The sequence below is a fragment of the Streptomyces sp. NPDC006430 genome, assembly GCF_040612395.1.
GTDB lineage: Bacteria > Actinomycetota > Actinomycetes > Streptomycetales > Streptomycetaceae > Streptomyces.
Window position 1 is genome coordinate 1 of record NZ_JBEXQA010000064.1, and the last position, 17234, is coordinate 17234.

Annotated in this window: 13 protein-coding genes and 3 pseudogenes; 9 read left to right on the forward strand and 7 right to left on the reverse strand. The window is 69.4% G+C overall.

The window, feature by feature from the left end; translation table 11 throughout:
• Nucleotides 1–320: 320 nt before the first annotated feature.
• Nucleotides 321–629 (forward strand): annotated as a pseudogene (locus ABZZ20_RS35950) (transposase); the annotation flags it as partial.
• A 371-nt stretch (nt 630–1000) separates the two neighbouring features.
• On the opposite strand, the gene ABZZ20_RS35955 reads toward ABZZ20_RS35950, so the two are convergent.
• Entirely contained in the window at nt 1001–2425 is a 1425-nt protein-coding gene (locus ABZZ20_RS35955; protein ID WP_356877111.1) for a cellulase family glycosylhydrolase, read from the reverse strand.
• A 780-nt stretch (nt 2426–3205) separates the two neighbouring features.
• Here ABZZ20_RS35955 and ABZZ20_RS35960 point away from each other — a divergent pair.
• From ABZZ20_RS35960 to ABZZ20_RS35970, 3 genes are all read left to right on the forward strand, one after another.
• A complete protein-coding gene (locus tag ABZZ20_RS35960) occupies nt 3206–3445 on the forward strand; it encodes a hypothetical protein (RefSeq protein ID WP_356877113.1) in 240 nt (79 codons plus the stop codon).
• Nucleotides 3446–3517: 72 nt separating this feature from the next.
• Complete coding sequence (locus ABZZ20_RS35965) at nt 3518–3802, forward strand: helix-turn-helix domain-containing protein (RefSeq protein WP_356877115.1); 285 nt, start codon at nt 3518–3520, stop codon at nt 3800–3802.
• Nucleotides 3799–4401 (forward strand): hypothetical protein, encoded by a 603-nt coding sequence (locus ABZZ20_RS35970; RefSeq protein WP_356877117.1) that lies wholly within the window; start codon nt 3799–3801, stop codon nt 4399–4401. The genes ABZZ20_RS35965 and ABZZ20_RS35970 overlap by 4 nt, the downstream gene beginning before the upstream one ends.
• A gap of 1044 nt (nt 4402–5445) precedes the next feature.
• Here ABZZ20_RS35970 and ABZZ20_RS35975 read toward each other — a convergent pair.
• The 4 genes and pseudogenes from ABZZ20_RS35975 to ABZZ20_RS35990 form a co-directional block, all read right to left on the reverse strand.
• A complete protein-coding gene (locus ABZZ20_RS35975) occupies nt 5446–6861 on the reverse strand; it encodes an alpha/beta fold hydrolase (protein WP_356877119.1) in 1416 nt (471 codons plus the stop codon).
• A 113-nt stretch (nt 6862–6974) separates the two neighbouring features.
• Nucleotides 6975–7610 (reverse strand): TMEM175 family protein, encoded by a 636-nt coding sequence (locus ABZZ20_RS35980; RefSeq protein WP_356877134.1) that lies wholly within the window; start codon nt 7608–7610, stop codon nt 6975–6977.
• A gap of 303 nt (nt 7611–7913) precedes the next feature.
• Nucleotides 7914–8643: pseudogene (locus ABZZ20_RS35985) on the reverse strand (transposase); the annotation flags it as partial.
• A gap of 79 nt (nt 8644–8722) precedes the next feature.
• Entirely contained in the window at nt 8723–8992 is a 270-nt protein-coding gene (locus tag ABZZ20_RS35990; RefSeq protein WP_356877121.1) for a reverse transcriptase domain-containing protein, read from the reverse strand.
• Nucleotides 8993–9480: 488 nt separating this feature from the next.
• Between ABZZ20_RS35990 and ABZZ20_RS35995 the strand changes: the two genes are divergently transcribed.
• From ABZZ20_RS35995 to cysK, 3 genes are all read left to right on the forward strand, one after another.
• The gene (locus tag ABZZ20_RS35995; protein ID WP_356877123.1) at nt 9481–10338 is read left to right on the forward strand and encodes a hypothetical protein; all 858 of its coding nucleotides are present in this window, start codon (nt 9481–9483) and stop codon (nt 10336–10338) included.
• 100 nt (nt 10339–10438) lie between these two features.
• The gene (gene epsC, locus ABZZ20_RS36000) at nt 10439–11026 is read left to right on the forward strand and encodes a serine O-acetyltransferase EpsC (RefSeq protein ID WP_356877125.1); all 588 of its coding nucleotides are present in this window, start codon (nt 10439–10441) and stop codon (nt 11024–11026) included.
• Nucleotides 11023–11961, forward strand: a complete 939-nt coding sequence (gene cysK, locus ABZZ20_RS36005) for a cysteine synthase A (RefSeq protein ID WP_356877127.1) — start codon at nt 11023–11025, stop codon at nt 11959–11961. Before epsC ends, cysK begins: the two co-directional genes overlap by 4 nt.
• A 232-nt stretch (nt 11962–12193) precedes the next feature.
• On the opposite strand, the gene ABZZ20_RS36010 is transcribed toward cysK, so the two are convergent.
• The gene (locus tag ABZZ20_RS36010; RefSeq protein WP_356877129.1) at nt 12194–12391 is read right to left on the reverse strand and encodes a hypothetical protein; all 198 of its coding nucleotides are present in this window, start codon (nt 12389–12391) and stop codon (nt 12194–12196) included.
• 122 nt (nt 12392–12513) lie between these two features.
• Here ABZZ20_RS36010 and ABZZ20_RS36015 point away from each other — a divergent pair, with 122 nt between their 5' ends.
• Nucleotides 12514–14724, forward strand: coding sequence for a hypothetical protein (locus ABZZ20_RS36015; protein WP_356877130.1), 2211 nt, complete (start codon nt 12514–12516; stop codon nt 14722–14724).
• A 126-nt stretch (nt 14725–14850) separates the two neighbouring features.
• Nucleotides 14851–16578, forward strand: coding sequence for an IS1182 family transposase (locus ABZZ20_RS36020; RefSeq protein WP_356877132.1), 1728 nt, complete (start codon nt 14851–14853; stop codon nt 16576–16578).
• Nucleotides 16579–16786: 208 nt separating this feature from the next.
• On the opposite strand, the pseudogene ABZZ20_RS36025 reads toward ABZZ20_RS36020, so the two are convergent.
• A pseudogene (locus ABZZ20_RS36025) lies at nt 16787–17099 on the reverse strand (transposase); the annotation flags it as partial.
• Nucleotides 17100–17234 lie beyond the last annotated feature (135 nt).

Genomic DNA, 17234 nt, shown 5'->3' on the forward strand with positions numbered 1-17234 from the left:
CATCACGATCCGTACCGCCCCCTCACGAAACTCCGCCGTGAACTTGCGACGCTTCTCCACCATGACAACCAACAACCCCTGCCGTCACGGACTCCGCGCTACGAGGGGAACCTCACAACTCCAACGGATACTTCCTCGGAGCAGGCATCGTCTGGGCTCCTCTCATGAGACCCATCTGGCCCTCTGTCACCATCCCCGCCTCTCGGGGGAACCTCAGACCAACACAGGCACTACATCAACGGCCGGTCATAGCAGTGCTGGTCACGGCCGCGAGCGTGCAGGACGGCGCCGCCGGCCGGTAGCTGCTGACCATGGTCGCCGCCGACCACCCCACCATCCGCAAAGCCTGGGCCGACATGGGCTACAAGAACGCCGTCATCGAGCACGGCGCCACCCTTGGCATCGACGTCGAGATCGTGCGACGCGACCCCACGACCAGGGGATTCGTTGTCCTGCCCCGCCGCTGGGTCGTCGCGCGAACCCTCGGCTGGCTCATGCACCACCGCCGCCTGGCCCGCGACTACGAAGCCCTCCCTGCCCGCTCCGAAGCCATGATCCACGTCGCGATGATCAACCTCATGACCCGCCGCCTCACCGGCGAAACCACCCACACCTGGCGCGGAACGTGATCCACGAACCAGGAATGAAACGCCCAGTTACGCCGGCCTGCTGCTGGCGGGGTCGGACTGCGCGGCGGAGGGTTCGGGGAGGGCGCCGGTTCGGTTGGCGCGAGCGAGCATCTCCGGCGGCGCCACGGTGGCCCTCACCACCGGAAACCGACCGCCGACCGTGTTGAACGCCGTCACCGGCGATGACCAGGCACTGAGACCGAGCCGGATACGGTCAGTTGATCGATCGTGAACGGCAATCGCTCGCGGCCCCGGCCATCCACGTGGCGAGGCGTGCGGTGCTCGTCGTCGGCGTTCTGCTGGTGGCCGCGGTCTTCTCAGGAACGGTTGATGCGGAACCACGGGCCGCTGCCGCGAGCGATTCGGGTGGGCTACCTCGGGCTGATCGTGACCTTGTAGGTGGCTCCGGCCCTGCCGCGGGTAGTCACGTTGACGGTCTGGGCGTGTCCGTCCCAACTGGCCTTGCTGCCTTGGACATCGACGCGGTAGCCGCCTGGGTACGTGTCTCTGGGCACGGTGATCTGGGTAGGGCCCTCGGCGTTGTCGCGGGTGCGGAAGGTGAGCGTGTAGGTGCGTGTGGCCGGGTCGTACGCGAACGCCAGCGGGTCGCCCGCCACGACCCGCGCGTACGGCTGGACGAGCAGCCGGGCGTTGGGCTTCGCGGTGCCCGTCTGGTCGAGGAAGCAGTAGCCGCCGCCCCGGCACCACTGCCACCACGTCCAGCCGCTGGAGAAGCGGTCCAGGGAGGCCGTCATGTCGGTGACGAACTGGCTCGCGTGGGGAACGTACGGGTTGCCGCCCCACTCCCCGACGATCACCGGCATGCGGTTACGGGTCGGGTAGTCGCTGATCGCGGCCTCGTACGCAGTGATGAACGTGCCGTTGGGGTCGTAGTCGGCGCCGGTTTCCATCGCCGTCTCGTAGAAGTGCGGCGCGTAGCCGGCGTGCGGGTCATCGATGTGGCCCATCTGGGTGGGGACGCCGAGACCGACGATGACGGTGGGTTCGACGAAGACCCACGACTCGTGGTCGACCAGGCGGATCGCCCGGGCAAGGCGGTTCCACAGTTCGGTGAGCTCGGTGGCCTCGAAGCGGGCCGCGGCGGCGGGGAGGTCTTCGCCTTCGAGGAACTTCGCGAACGGCTCGTTCATCAGGTCGTAGCCGAGCAGCGCCGGGTGCCTGCCCAGGGCGGAGGCGACCGTCATCCACATGCGGGCGTGCGCGGCGCGGAGGTCGGCGTCCTTGTACAGGTGGTCGAAGGCGGTCTGTACGGAAGGCTCGAAGTACTCGGAGAACCAGTCGTCGGGTATCGGCGTGAACGGCAACCCCTCGTCGCGGGTGGCCCAGTCCGGGAGGCCGCGAGAGCCGAAGTGGGGCCCGTACACGTCCTGGTGGGCGTCGAGGATGACCTTGATGTGGTAACGGTCGGCCCAGTCGAGGATGCGTCGCATCTTGGAGAGGTAGCCGCGGTCGTAGTGCCCGGGGCTGGGTTCGAGGTCGTCCCAGAAGAACGCGAGGCGCGCAAGGTTGAAGCCCCGGGCGGCCATGCCTTCGAGGTCGCTCTCGTGGATGTCGGCGAACGCGTTGGTGCCTCGGCTGTTCTTGTCGGCGAGGTTGAAGCCGCGCCACTGGAGCGCGCGGCCTTGGCCGTCGGCGATGAAGGTACGGTCACCGACCGTGACCCGGTCGGGGGCGCGGCCGGGCCGGGCCTGAGCCTGCGCGGGGAGGACGCCGAGCAGGAGGGCGGCCATGGCCACGGCGAGGGTGACGGGGGCGACGCGGGAGGTCAAGCGCATGCAGGAGACCCCTTCGAGGGTGGCTGCTCGGGCAGCGTGCTACTGGCCGGTCGGATGTTACTGGCGAGTGGGGCAACTTCCCAGCATTAAGAGGGAGTTGGCGAGACTTCCTACGGGCGGAGCAGGCCGTTTCGGGTGAGCACCGGGTGGAGCGAGGCCCGCGGTACGGCCGCGGTCCCTTCAGGGGGCGGTTCGTGGGCACCCGCCCCCGCGCCCGACAGCGTTGCGCCCGGCGCACCTTGGAGACCTAGGCCTCCACTCTGCCGACAGCCGGGCAGGGCAGGTGTGCGGCCGACGCGGCTTCTCCCGCAGGTCGTGCACCTGGCCGAGGTGTACAGGGTGGTGGACCCGGTGACCGGTGGGCCGCTGCCCGTGACAGAGGTGGAGGAACTGCTCGCCCGGTTCCCCGGAGCTGGGCGGCTCTGCCCGGTCAGGATTCAGTGACCGGGCACGGTGCCCAACTCCACCCCTACTTTGAACCTTTTTCGGCGCCAGGCGACGTTCGTGCACCCGCTGCGCAGGCTCCGGTGTCCGGCGGCTTGCCGGCGTCGGGCTGCGGGCGGGTTCGGGCATGGCCCGTATCAGCGCTGTGGGCGCCGGCGTACCCTCGATGCGGCGACGCAGTGGTGCCGTCCACGCTCCGATCCGGCGAGGGCGGAGCTGCTTGCGGCCTGTTCGGGGTGCGGTGTCGTGTCCCAGTGGGCGTGTGGCATGTGCAAGGGTTGTTATGAGCACTCGCCTCACACGGTGCAGACCCGGGCATCCGGCTAGGTCTGCCGGATGACTCGCACGCCGTCGTGGTGGGAGGCGTTCGCCGCGCATCTGGCGACGCACCGCCACGCGTTCTACGCCGCGGATGCCCTCACCCATACCGCTCGTCTCATCATCGACGCCGGCTCCACCGACCTGCACACCCTGCTCGGCGAGGCCCGTCGTACGCGGCCATGGCTCAGCCGGCTGCTTGCAGACTTCCACGCCCAGCAGCTCCTGACGGCTCCCGTCGGCTCCGAGGGCGTGTAGGCCGCCGCTCTGCGCGGGCAGCGGATCCAGGCCGTCCCGGCGGCTCCGCTGCGCCCCGCCGTCCGCGCGTTCGTGGACGCGCTGGTGGCCCAGCGGGAGAATGCCGAGCGTCTTGGGCTGCGCCCGAATCAGCTTGTGGAGGACTGGGCAGAGATCCGCCGGCTACATCGGGCCGAGCGGATGCCCATCCGGGCTATCGCCCGGCATCTGGGGATTTCAAGGAACACGGTCAAGCGGGCTCTGGCCACGGATCGGCCTCCGAAGTACGAGCGTGCGGCGAAGGGCTCGGCGGTCGACGCGGTCGAGGTCCAGATCCGTGAGCTCCTGCGGGAGACCCCGACAATGCCGGCGAGGTGATCGCGGAGCGGATCGGCTGGGACCGCGGGATGACGATCCTCAAAGACCGGGTGCGCGAGCTCCGGCCGGCCTATGTCCCGGTCGACCCGGTCTCGCGGACGGTCTATCGGCCCGGCGCGCTGGCCAAGTGCGACCTGTGGTTTCCGGAGGCGGACATCCCGCTGGGCTATGGCCAGTGCGGGCGGATGCCGGTGCTGGTGATGGTCTCCAGCTACTCGCGGGTGATCACCTCGAGGATGCTGCCCTCGCGACGGACCGGGGACCTGATCGACGGGCACTGGTGGCTGCTGACCAAGTGGGGTGCGGTCCCCAAGACGCTGGTCTGGGACAACGAAGCAGGCATCGGCCGCGGCCGTCCCACCAGCGAGTTCGCCGCATTCGCGGGCCTCCTCGCTACGAAGATCTACTTGCCCGCACGTGCGCGAACCCGGGGGGCGTGGCTGCTCACCCCGGCCAGACGAACTGCCTGCACTGCGCTTCGCCCGATGTCGCGCTCTCCATTGATCGGTTTAACGAGGACGGTGCTGCCGCAGGGATGGGGGGCTCACCCCCGCGCTGTGCGGGGTTTCATGCCGCAAGGGAGAAACGATCTTGGGTGAGTTCCGTCCGGTAGCCAACGGACTTCGTACCGATCATCCCGTTCCGGGCCTGCCGTTCATCAACGACGAACGGCTGCCGCTCGACAATCCGGACGCGATCGAGCGCACCGGCCGGGACCAGGGCGAGGGACTGTGGGGCCGCACCGACCCCTTACTGGGAGGCGGCTGGGTGGCGTTCACCACCGAGCCGAAGAACCGCGCGTACGCGTGGGCCGTCCACTACCACCCCGCGCACGGCCGCACGGTCGTGCTGGTCACGGACGGCAGCTGGAGCGGTCTCCACCACGACTGGGTGTACGGACACACCGGCTTCCTCTACCGGCACGGCGGCTACTGGTGGGACGGCACTACCTGGCACCGGCCCGGCGTGGTCTTCGACGGCGCCTACGAACGCTACGACGCCCGCCCCGTGCAGGACGCGCTCACCATCACGGCCGCGGACCTCCTGGTCCACCCCGCCGACCCGGGCAAGGCGACTGTCGCCACCATCGCCGGGTTCACCGCGCACAAGACGGCTCTGCCCAACTGGCGTGATCATCTGGCGCTGTGGGCGGAGCACCGCCGGCGCGTGCCGGACGCCAGGCCGCTGGACGAGTGCGTCGTCGACCTGAAGGCTCCCGAGCTGGAGCCGGGCAGCCTGGTGGACCGCGCCGGGCTGGCGAAGATCGCGAACATGCCCGAGGAGGAGCTCCCGCATCCGCGCTACGCGCACCACGAGCTTCCCGAGCCGCAGGCCCGCGGTGCCAATGGATCTTTGTGGTCGCAGCCCGTGGCTCGGGACTGGGTTGAACAGCATCACCGTGCCCACGGTCCCGGCGCCCTCCTCTCCGCCACCACAGCCTTCGGCAGTCTCCAGCCCCGGGGACTGACGGGGAAGGGGTGTGGCGCTCTGGATCTGACGGTCCCGGAGTTACTTGGCCCTGCGCTGGCCCGCGGCCAGGCGTTGGAAGCGAGTGGTGCGCCACGCCCGAAGGCCGCGGATGGCCTCGTGCTGCGGGCGCGGGACGCCTGGCTGAAGCAGGGCTACAGCGACCCATCCCTGCGTCAGCTGCCGGGAAGTTGCTCCTGCAGCCAATCGAAGACGACGTCGCAGTGCTGCTGCGGGGCCATAGGGGAGCAGTGCAGCTGTGCGCCGGTGGCCGCGGTGAGCTTCAGGAAGTCCTTGTCGGGAGTCGTCAGTTTGTCGAACATCTGGCGCGGCTGGCCGGGATAGAACTGCTCGTAGTCGTAGTCGAGGACCAGCGTGGGCGTCTTGATGCGGCCGACGATGTTCGTGATGTCCAGCGACTCGATGAGTTGGGCGGGGGTCCAGAAGTCGGTGAACATCTTGCCCTTGCGGGCGTCCAGCATCGCCGGGACCGAGAAGGGTTCGATGCGTTTCTTGATCGTCGCGGCCGCGTCCGGGGGCAGCTGGGGGACGACCTCCTTGTTCCAGATGGTGTTCGTCTCCTCCTTGTCCGGGGTGACGATCTTCCGGAGCTCCGCAGGGAAACCGAGCCACGGCGACAAGCAGCCGGGCATCGCCACCAGAGCGGCGATCCTGCTCTCGAAGGCCGCGGCCCGGGGCGCCAGGTTCCCTCCCATGCTCAGCCCGGTCAGGGCGATCCTGTCCGTGTCCACGTCCGAGCGGGCGACCAGCCAGTCGACGAGCGGCGTCACGACGGTTTCCCAGCGCGGTGTGAAGACCACCTGGTCGACGAAGAGCAGCTGCCCCTGGCCCGGACCGTCGTACACCAGGGCGTTCCAGCCGCGCGTCAGGGCGGCCGAGACGCCGTAGGTCCACATGTCGACGTCCTGCCCGTCACTGCCGTTCGTGAGGATCACGGTGGGACGCCGCTCACCCGAGGTGTCCGGCCGGAAGAACCACACCGGCAGCGGCGTCTTCCGGTAGGGGACCTTCGCCGTCACGGGCGCCGGGTCACACAGCCTGCAGAACGTGTCCCAGGCGCCGCGCCCCGCCTTGTACAGCTGCTCCTCGCCGGCCGGGTCGTCGGAGCCGAGGACGAAGAACAGCGCCTGGCCGTAGTACTGGGCGGCCCGAAGGGCACGGAAGCGCGTGGTCTGCTGGTCAGCTTTGCTGCCTTGGGGCTGCTCCCTGAGCTGATCGCCGAGTTTCCTGAAGGTCTCGGTGTACGTCTGGGCCGAGAGGCCGGCCTTGTTGATCGCGTTCACGGCGGTGAGTACCTCGCCCACCTCGGCGGCGCCGAAACCGGACCCGCCGAGCGCAAGGAGCCCGTTGAAGTTGAAGGTCGGGTCTTTGAAGAGGGTCATCACCCCGGGCGTGGGTCCGCCCGCGGGGACGGAGGCCGACTCCGAGGGAGCGGGTGCGGGCGCGTTCGCGGGCGAAGCGCCCGACAGCGCGCACCCGGTGGCCAGCACGGCCCCGGCCCCGCCGACGAGCCCGGCGAGCGTGGTGCGACGGGTGGGGCCGGATGTGCGGTCACTCGGTGCGTTCGTCATGGCAGCCGAACGTAGGAGCCGTACCTGCGGACTTCCTGTGCGCGACACCTGTTGTTCCCCCGAATGGCGCTTCACGCTTGCCTGGATGCCTCAACCCCCGGCGCGCGGCACCGTTAAGCAGCCGTGCGCAGGCGCTTGCCCCGCCGGCCCAGCACCGCCTTGACCGGGACCAGCACCGCCCACCACAGCTGGGCGCCCACCGGGGAGACGAAGGCGAGCGGCACGGCGACTGCGAAGACCAGCACCATCGACGCCAGGTCGAGCACGTCGTTGAGCGCCACGGGATCGGACATCGCCGTGCTGCTCAGCCACGGGCGCTTCCACAGCACGACGGTCAGCGCGAGCTGTGCGGCCCCGATGGCCGCGACGGCGCCGGAGTAGACCGCCACCGACTGCGGCTGGTCCCCGTACTCGGCCAGCAGGGTGGTGGGGAAGGGCATCAGGGCGATCAGTCCCAGGTTCAGCAGACCGAGCTTGACGACGGTGCCGTCCACCTCCCGCACGTACCGGAAGACCTCATGGTGGCCCCGCCAGAACGCCGCGATGACCGCGAAGCTGAGGGCGTACGCCCACAGGTTGGGCACCACCTCCCCCAGCGCCTCTTCGAAACCGGCCGGGTCCAGCCCGGCGGGCAGCGTGATGTCCAGGGCCAGCAGCGTCATCGCGATGGCGAAGACGCCGTCCGACAGCGCGAGGACCCTGGCCGCGCTCCCCTCGTCGTCCCGCACTCGCTGGTGGTCGTCCACCACGCCACCATAGGGTTGAACATCCAGGAATGTCTTGATATCTGCATGCGTCACACGAAGTCGCCCGGGCCGGCGGTCGACTGGCCGGCGGCGGACAGCCGACGCCGGCGGCAGGTTTCGGGGACGGTGCCACGGTTCCTCAGCGGACCCCACGGTGCCAGGCCGGGCGCCGTCGAGGCGCGCGGGGCCGACGTGATGTGGAGGTGTGCGTCCAGGCCGAGGACCGCCGTGATGGCGCCTGAGTGTTCGAGGACGGCCGCCGGGGCGCCGCGTAGAGCATCGCGGACTCCGTCCAGGCGGGGGGCAGCGGGCCATGACCTGGGTCATGGCCCGGTAGACGCGGGAGGCGGACGAGGCCCAGTGGTGCTCGTAGTCGCGGACCAGACGCCGGTGCATCATCAGGGTCCCGTAAGTCTGCTCGACCCTCCACCGCTTCGACTGCGGAACGATCCCGCGACGACCTGGTTCTTGAAGCCCTGATCGACAAGAGCCTTCTCGACGGCACCGCCGGTGTGTTCGGCGACCTGGTCCAGCAGGGCGACGCCCGCGGTGTTGTCGTGCGCGTTCGCGGCGAGGACGGCCACCGCGATGACCAGGCCAAGGACGTCCACGGCCAGGCCCCGCTTGCGGGCCGGGACCCGCTTTGCCGGATCCCGGCCGGTCGTGGAGGCGGGGACCCCGGCGGCCGCGTGGACACTCTGGGTGTCCAGGACCACCAGGGTCGGGTCCTCTAATCGGCGGGCCTTCTCACGGACCTGGCAGCGCAGGAGTTCGTGGATGACCTGGTCAGTGCCGTCGTCCCGCCAGGCCGCGAAGTAGTAGTACGTCGCGCTCTTCTGTGGCAGGTCGTGCGGGAGGTAGGCCCACTGGCATCCGGTCCGGCCCTGGTAGAGGATCGCGTTCACGATCCCCCGCATCGCGTAGGCGCCCTGGTGGCCCCTGACCGACCGGTGTCCTTCCACGCCGTGATCACCGGCTCGACCAACGCCCGCTGCCCGTCCGATAAGTCACTCGGGTACGGCTTGCGTTCACTCACCTCTTCACACCATCAGATCGGCGACCGCAAGCCGGCGGATTCCGCCCGCACCCACACCATCAGGCGACGGCAAGACTACTCAAAGGCTCACGAACCGCCCTCTGAGATCTCGTCGAAGCAGGCTTTGGTGTCGCCTTCCACGATCCACTCTTACCTTCTTGGACGTGAGCAGACGCACCTCTGCCACCGCGTCATGAGCCCGGCGGTTCGGGCGGAACCCGTAGGAACACGGGAGGAAATCCGCCTCGAAGATCGGCTCCAGCACCAGCTTCAAGGAAGCCTGCACCACCCGGTCGGTGATCGTCGCGATCCCCAGACGGCGTAGCTTGCCGCCCGCCTTCGGGATCACCGTTCCCGCACCGGCATGGGCTGGAAACTGCGGTCCTTGATCTGCGACCGCAGCACGTCGAGGAACTCCTCGACACCGGCCCACAGCGCGATGGACGACGCCGTGCGTCCGTCCACCCCGGCCGTGCGTGCACCCTTGTTACGGAGCTTCAACCACTGGTTCGCTTTCGCTACACCTTCTGACCTCGCTAGACGGGCCCGCACCGTCCGGTAGTCCCGGCACGTCCCGCCGTTGTCGGAGCCGCTTGCCACCCTCCCCGGCGTTCCCCGGATCAGGCTGCCCCCAGCTTCACCAGACCGCTGCGACGGCCCGGCGGAGAAGGTCTTCCACCTCCACTCGATTGCGTAGCGCCTCGTGGCGCACTCCTGTCTCACTGGACCTTGCGAAGTCCGCCGAACGGGGTCAGCAGCCGGACGTACGTGTCGGGGGCATCGCTCCCAGGGGTGCAGGCGGCGGAAGCGACGCATCCCACAGGTCGAAGGCGGGGCATGGACAGCAGCGAGTACGACGAGTACGAGGCCATTGTCAGAGTCCGGAAGGGCGCGCGCTTCGCGCGGTCGAGAAAGACCGCGGGCGCTCATCGCGGCATGACACGTGACCCGGACACGAATCAGGTGGGTCAAGCCGAGATCTTCTTGAAGCAGGAGAACGAGCCGGATCCGGTGGCGTCGTACCCACAGGGTCTATCCGACGCTGACCAGCACGAGGCGGAAGCCCGAGCACAGGAGCGCCGAGAGAACGCGGAGCTCCTCGCCGAGGTGCTCGTCCAGATCGGCCTCAGATTGGCCGAGAAGGCGGCGCCGCACGTCAGGAAGTGGTGGCACGAACAAGCACTTCCGACAGTCAAGGCGAAGTGGAACGACCAGGCGCTCCCGTCCGTAAAGGCGAAGTGGAGCAGCGTGGCACGAAGTCGCTCGAGTGACCGCCGGAGTGAAGCCGCGGAGGACCTGCAGAAATGCGACACCGTTTCGGGCGATCAGCGGCCGACCATGAGCGGCGTGGAGGCGCAGAAGCGGTTCGCTGCGGCTGTGCTGGCCCGGATATACAGCGATGGGCAACTACGGCTGGTCCGCAACGCCCGGGTCGTGGACAAGAGGGAAGGCGGTCCGGTGGAGCTGGGGGCGACGGACGATCTCACACCCCAGCGCATCGGGGAATACGTCGCGTTGATGCTCGAGGCGGGCCCTTCGCTGCTCGGCGAGGACACCCTGACCGAACTCGGACAGCTCGTCGCGAAGATTCGTGCCGAGCTGACCGCAACCGTGGGCACACGGGCCGACCGGTCCCTCACGGGAGGGCTGTTGGTCCCCATCGAGAGCGACGATCCGGACCGGTCGGCCCACTGATGCCAGGCTCTTCGGACCGGGCGCCGATCGGGGGCGGCCCGTAGCGTTCACCCTCACCGCTCCGGTCACACGCCGCGACCAGCTCCACAGAAGGACGCGCATGATCTTCGAAGATCTCCGGACAGCCTGCCGCAAGGACCCCGCCCTGCACGGCATCCACGCTGTCGAGGTCCTGCTGTATCCCGGCCCGTGGGCGATCTGGGCACACCGCATCTCGCACAGGCTGCACCGGTTCGGTGTGCCGCTGCTGCCCCGGGCGCTGTCCCAGCTCGCCCGAGCCGTCACCGGTATCGAGATCCACCCTGGTGCCGTCATCGGCCGCCGCTGTTTCATCGACCACGGCATGGGTGTGGTCATCGGTGAGACGGCCGTCCTGGGCGACGACGTGATGCTTTACCACCGCGTCACCCTGGGCGGCACCGGCTGGTGGAGCGACACGGGGGCCGCCAAACGTCATCCCACCGTCGGCGACCGGGTCGTCCTCGGCGTCGGCGCCACCGTGCTCGGCCCCGTGCACGTCGGTGACGACACGGTCGTCGGCGCGCACGCTCTCGTGTTGCGCGACGTCCCCGCCCACTCCCGTGTCCGCGCCGCACCCGCGACCTCCACCCCCCACCTCCACGGGACGGCGGAGGTCTCCCGCGCCGGGGTCCTCACCCCCGCAGACGAAAGAGAAGGACGACCATGACGGCGACACGCCCCTCGATCACGCCCTCCATCACAGCGCTGATAGGCCGCACCCCCCTGGTGGCGCTGCGCCGCTACGGCGCGGACCTGCCCGTGCGCCTGGTCGTCAAGCTGGAGGCCGCCAACCCTGGTGGCAGCGTCAAGGACCGCATAGCCCTGGCGATGATCGAGGACGCGCAGACCACGGACGCGCTCCGGCCCGGTCAGGGCATCGTCGAGCCGACCAGCGGCAACACCGGTATCGGCCTGGCCATGGTGGCCGCCGCCAAGGGTTACCCGGTCACCTTCACCATGCCCGAGAGCATGAGCACCGAGCGGCGTGCACTGCTGCGCGCCTACGGTGCGGAACTGATCCTCACCCCGGCGGCCGAGGGCATGACCGGCGCCGTGGCCCGCGCCACCGAACTGGCCGAACGCCACGGCTGGTTCATGCCGCAGCAGTTCCGCAACCCGGCCAACCCCGACGCCCACCGGCGCACCACCGCCCAGGAAATCTGGCAGGACACCGCCGGCCAGGTCGACGTCCTCGTGGCCGGCGTCGGCACTGGCGGCACCGTCACCGGCGTCGGCCAATTCCTGAAGGAAAAGAAGCCAGAGGTCACCGTTGTGGCCGTGGAACCGGCGGAGTCGGACGTCCTGTCCGGCGGCTCCCCCGGCCCGCACCGCATCCAGGGCCTCGGCGCCGGCTTCGTCCCCGACATCCTCGACACCGAGGTCTACGACACCGTGCAGCGTGTCTCCGCGCCCCAGGCCCGCGCCGAAGCCCGTCGCCTGGCCCGTACCGAGGGCATCCTCACCGGCATCTCCGGCGGCGCCGCCCTCCACGCCGCCGCCTCCCTGGCCCACGACCCACAGCACGAAGGCGCCCTGGTGGTCGTCGTCCTGCCTGACACCGGAGAGCGCTACCTCAGCACGGACCTGTTCCAGGACCAGTAGGGGCCGCCGTGCAGGGCGGTCACGTTCCCCTCCCGAGGGCGGAAGGTGTGCTGCGGCACGACGGCTCACCGTCTCAACTGATCGAGTCGGGGTGGCGGTAAGAACCCTGTCACCGATCCTGCTGGCTTATTCCGTGTGGGAGTTCGTTGGCCAGGGCAGCGGCGGCCATCCTGGCGTTTTCGGTCGGTGGTCGGACCGGTTGCCCGTGTCGGCAGGGTGTGTGCTGGTCTTCTCAGGTGAGGAGGGCGGCGATGGCTGCGGTCACGGCGGTGGCGAGGGTGATGACCGCGGCGAAGGTGGTCGCAGCGCGGGCCAGTGCGGCGGGGTAGGTGGCGCCGTCCATGCGGGCGAGTTTGCCCGCGGCGGCGCCGACCAGCAGCGCGATGACAATGACGAGTGCAGTGGTGAGGAGGACGACAGCGATAGCCACGGCAAGCTCCCTGAACACGGCGGTGTGTTGACGTGGTCGAACGTCGCGGAAACCGTGTGCGCCGGGGTCCGCCGGGACGAAGATGAACACCGGCGGACACATCAGGGCCAAGGGGCGAGCGAGTGCACGATGAGCGAAACAGTCATAATCCGGCGCTCACCGAACTGCGCGGGAGGCTGGCCGACGGGCTGGCGCAGGCCCGGCTGAACCAGACGCAGCTCGCCGGCCGGGCGCAGTTGGGGCGTACCACGGTGTCGGAGGCGCTCTCGACCAAGAAGCCTGTGCCGTCTGCGCAGACGGTGGCGGCGCTGGCCTGCGCGCTGAAGCTGCCGGTTCCAGAGCTGCTGGAGTTGCAGCGGACTGCGGCCGAGAAGTCGGGCACGGTCACGTCAGGCGGGCTGGGACGTTTGATCGGGGAGTGGGAGCCGCATGATCTGGAGGTTCATCCTGCCGGGCCCGGCAGGGACGCTTCACACTCCGATGCTTCTGTGGTGCGGGCGCTGCCAGGGTACGTGCTCCGCGAGCATGATCAGGTGCTGGCAGATGCGGTACAGGCTGCTGCGGCCGGCCGCAGACGGATCGTGGTCCTGGTGGGCACCTCCTCGACGGGGAAAACCCGGGCCTGCTGGGAAGCCGTGCAGCCCCTCGCTGACCAGGGATGGCGGCTGTGGCATCCCTTCGACCCGACCCGCGCGCAGGCCGCGCTGGAGGATCTGTGCCGTGTCGCGCCCCGCACCGTGGTGTGGCTGAACGAGGCCCAGCACTACCTCGGCGACCGGACGGTCGGTGAGGAAATCGCGTCGGCCGTGCACCGCCTGCTGGTCAGCCCGGAGCGCGGGCCTGTCCTGGTGCTGGGCACACTCTGGCCCGAGTACGCCCACCAGTACACGGCCCTGCCCACACCTGGGGCCGAGGATCCGCACAGCCGCGTGCGGGAACTGCTCTCCGGTCGCACCCTGACCGTCCCAGACACCTTCGATGTTCAGGCCCTGGCAGCAGCAGCCGTCCTTGCCGAGGCCGGTGACCGGCTGCTGGGCGACGCACTCACCCGCACCCGTGACGGCGGACGGGTCACCCAGGACCTGGCCGGAGCCCCCGAACTCTTGCGCCGCTACGAACAGGCCAGCCCGGCCGCCAAAGCGCTGCTGGAAGCAGCGATGGACGCTCGCCGCCTCGGCGTCGGCCTCCACCTCCCACAAGCCTTCCTCACCGACGCCGCCACCGACTACCTCACCGACACCGACTACGACCAGCTCACCGACGACTGGGCAGAACAGGCTTTCGTCGAACTTGCTCAACCCGTTCACGGCAAACAGGCCCCCCTGCGCAGTGCAACCCTCCGAGCCCCGCGGCGCCCGCCTCCCACCCCTGCCAGCGAAGCACCAGCTTCGCCGCCGACGGGTCCACAGTCCCGGCTCGCTGACTACCTCGAACAGCACGGCCGCACCGCCCGCCGCTGGCTGTGCCCGCCTGCATCCTTCTGGCACGCCGCCCACACCCACCTCACTCAACCCGACGACCTGGGCTTTCTCACCAGAGCAGCCGAGGAACGCCACCGCCTGCAATGGGCCCACTACTTCCGCCACCTCGCCGCCAGCCGCGGCAGCACCGACGCCCTGTACGAGCTTGCCCAGAGGCGGGAGAGGGCCGGGGACCGGGACGGGGCCAGACTCCTTCTGCGGCAGGCCGCCGACCTTGGGAGCACCATTGCCCTGCGCGATCTGGCTGCGATGCGGGAGAAGGCCGGGGACCGGGAGGGGGCCGAGGCTCTGGCTTACCAGGCCGCCGACCACGGCACCCCCCGTGCCCTATACGACCTGGCCGTGATCCGGGAGGAGGCCGGGGACCGGGAGGGGGCCGAACTCTTTCTCCGGCAGGCCGCCGAGCGCGGCAACACCGACGTCCTGTCCAGCCTGGCCAATCTGCTTGCGGAGGACGGGAACTGGGAGGGGGCCGAAACCCTCTACCGGCAGGCCGCCGACCACGGCGACACCGACGCCCTGGACTATCTGGCTGTGAGGCGGGAGGAGGCCGGGGACCGGGAGGACGCCGAGGCTCTGGCTTACCAGGCCGCCGACCACGGCAGCACCGACACCCTGTACAAGCTTGCCCAGAGGCGGGAGGAGACCGGGGACCGGGACGGGGCCGAACTCCTTCTCCGGCAGGCCGTCGACTACGGCATCACCGCGACCGCGTTCGGCCAGGTTGCGATGCCGGAGGTGCTCTTCAGGCTGTGGCCGAACGGCCTGGACCCGGACGGTACGCCGACACCCCCATGGCAACCGTTGGCATCCACCCTGCTCAACCGACACGTACCGCCAGACACGTCGTAGGGGACGCCGTCGTTTGCGGCTGGTGACGATCCTGCTGACTTCTATTCCGTGGCCAGCGGGCCGGCAGCTCGTTGGTCAGGGCAGCAGCGGCCGTCTTGGCGTTCCCGGTCGCGGGTGGGGTGTGGAATGTCGATGCGGCCGATGCCGTGGCCGAAGGTGCCTGAGATGACCGCGCAGGTGGCGCGGGCGGTGGCGGCGCGGGGCCCGTATCCGTTGGCGATGCGGGTCCGTGACGAACTGGGCGAGTTGTTCACGGACGCCGAGTTCGCCGAGGCGTTCGGATCCAGAGGGCGGCCGGGCTGGTCACCGGGCCAGCTGGCGCTGGTGACGGTGTTGCAGTTCGCCGAGAACCTCACCGACCGGGCGGCAGCGCATCGGGTGAGGTACGGCATGGACCTGAAGTACGCGCTCGGCCTGGAGCTGGATGATCCCGGGTTCGACTCCTCGGTGCTGTCCGAGTTCCGCACGCGACTGGTCGAGCACGGGATGGAGGGGAAGGCGCTCGACCTGCTGCTGACCGCCCTCACGGACCGGGGCCTGGTGAAGGCGGGAGGCAAACAGCGCACCGACTCCACCCGCGTGCTGGCGGCGGTACGCGATCTGAACAGGCTGGAGTTGGCCGGGGAGACGCTGCGGGCCGCACTGGAGGCGCTGGCCTGCGCGGCCCCGGACTGGCTGGCCGGAGCGGTACCTGTTCGGGAATGGGCCGAACGCTACGGCCCGCGGACTCACTCCTGGCATCCGCCGACTTCCACGAGCAAACGCGAGGAGATGGCCCTGGTCTACGGCCGGGACGGGTGCGCACTGCTGGAGGCGGTGCACGCCCCTGACGCGCCGACCTGGCTGCGCGAGCTCCCGGCGGTGCAGGTCCTGCGCACGATGTGGGTGCAGAACTACCACCGCACCGTGACCGAGGCCGGGACGGAGGTGAAGCGGCGGGAGAGCAAAGACCTCCCGCCCGGCAGACTGCGGCTGGCTTCTCCGTACGACACCGACGCGCGCTACGGCCTCAAGCAGGGCTCCTGGTGGACCGGCTACAAGATCCACATCAGTGAGTCCTGCGACGAAACCGATGACGAGGACGCGGCTACCGGCCAGGCGACGATCCCTGGAGCCGACGGACCGCCGCCGCGCGTGATCACCAACATCGCGACCACCGATGCCACAGTGACCGACGCGGAGATGACCGAACCGGTCCATCGCATGCTCGCCGCCCGTGATCTCCTGCCCGCCGAGCACTTCCTCGACTCCGGTTACGCCTCCGCCGAGTTGATCGTGGGCATGAAGAAGAACTTCGGGGTCACCCTCGTTACCCCGGTCCTGCTGAACAGCTCACCCCAGGCACGTGCCGGAACCGGGTTCGACCGCACCGCGTTCACCATCGACTGGGACAAGCGGCAGGCCACCTGCCCACGCGGGGACACCAGCACCTGGTGGAGCCCCGCCACCCAGCGCGGCACCAAGGCCATCGTCATCAAGTTCGACAAGGAGACATGCCGCCCCTGCCCAGTGCGTAGCCAGTGCACCCGCTCGAAGACCGGCGGCCGGACTCTCTCCCTGCAACCCCGCGAGCTGCAAGAAGTCCTCGACCGTGCCCGCCTTCAGCAGGGCGACGAGCAGTGGCGAGCCAAGTACGGAACCCGCGCGGGCATCGAGGGAACCATCCACCAGGCCGTCGCGGTCACCGGGATGAGACGTGCCCGCTACCTCGGTCTCCGGAAGACCCATCTGGAGCACGTCTTCTCGGCCGTTGCGCTCAACCTCATTCGCCTTGATGCCTGGTGGAACGGTCACCCGCTCGACCGCACTCGCGTCAGCCACCTTGCCCGCCTCGGCCTCTCCCTCGCCGCGTGACCGAATAGGCCAGCAGGATCGTCACCAGCCGCAAACGGAAGGACCGTCCTCACCCTCACCGGCGGCGCCTTCACCGGCTTTAGCCCCGTCGCCGGTCTTGGGGAAGATCAAGGAGGCTCCGGGCAATGTGCGCCTGGAGACGATGCTCACCGAGATCGACAAGCTGCTCGCAGTCCGGGCGGTGGGGCTGCCGTCGGACCTGCTCGCCGACATCGCGCCGACCTTTGCCCAAGTCTCGGCGGATGCGTCCGCGCAGGTGGTCGCGTATTTGGCCGACGACGCCGGCCGCGGTCCATCTCGCCATGAAGCCCCAGACTGTGCGCCAGGGCGGGTAGTCGGCCGGGAGGGCTCGCCACTTGCACCGTATCGACGACATAGCGAATGGCGTCGACGATCTCCCGTCTCGGATGCTTCTCCGGAGCCCCGCCGGCCGCGGTCTCGCAGGCCGGGGTGGGCAGGAGGGGTTCGATCAGGGCCCACTCGGCGTCGGTGGTGTCCGAGGGATGGCGGCAGTGGCGCATCAGGGTCTCCCGGGTGACCTCGAAAGCGGGGCGGGGGGGGGGCGCGGGGGGGGGGCCCCCCCCCCCCCCGCCGGGAGAAAAAGGGGAAGACATTATTGGCGGGTGGGGGTAAGAGGGAATATTAATGATAAATAA

Bases quoted from the DNA above. Each gene is read 5' to 3' on its own strand.
- ABZZ20_RS35955 (WP_356877111.1), bottom strand. From the start codon at position 2,425: ATGCGCTTGACCTCCCGCGTCGCCCCCGTCACCCTCGCCGTGGCCATG.
- ABZZ20_RS35960 (WP_356877113.1), top strand. From the start codon at position 3,206: ATGACTCGCACGCCGTCGTGGTGGGAGGCGTTCGCCGCGCATCTGGCG.
- ABZZ20_RS35975 (WP_356877119.1), bottom strand. From the start codon at position 6,861: ATGACGAACGCACCGAGTGACCGCACATCCGGCCCCACCCGTCGCACC.
- ABZZ20_RS35995 (WP_356877123.1), top strand. From the start codon at position 9,481: ATGGACAGCAGCGAGTACGACGAGTACGAGGCCATTGTCAGAGTCCGG.
- epsC (WP_356877125.1), top strand. From the start codon at position 10,439: ATGATCTTCGAAGATCTCCGGACAGCCTGCCGCAAGGACCCCGCCCTG.
- cysK (WP_356877127.1), top strand. From the start codon at position 11,023: ATGACGGCGACACGCCCCTCGATCACGCCCTCCATCACAGCGCTGATA.
- ABZZ20_RS36020 (WP_356877132.1), top strand. From the start codon at position 14,851: ATGTCGATGCGGCCGATGCCGTGGCCGAAGGTGCCTGAGATGACCGCG.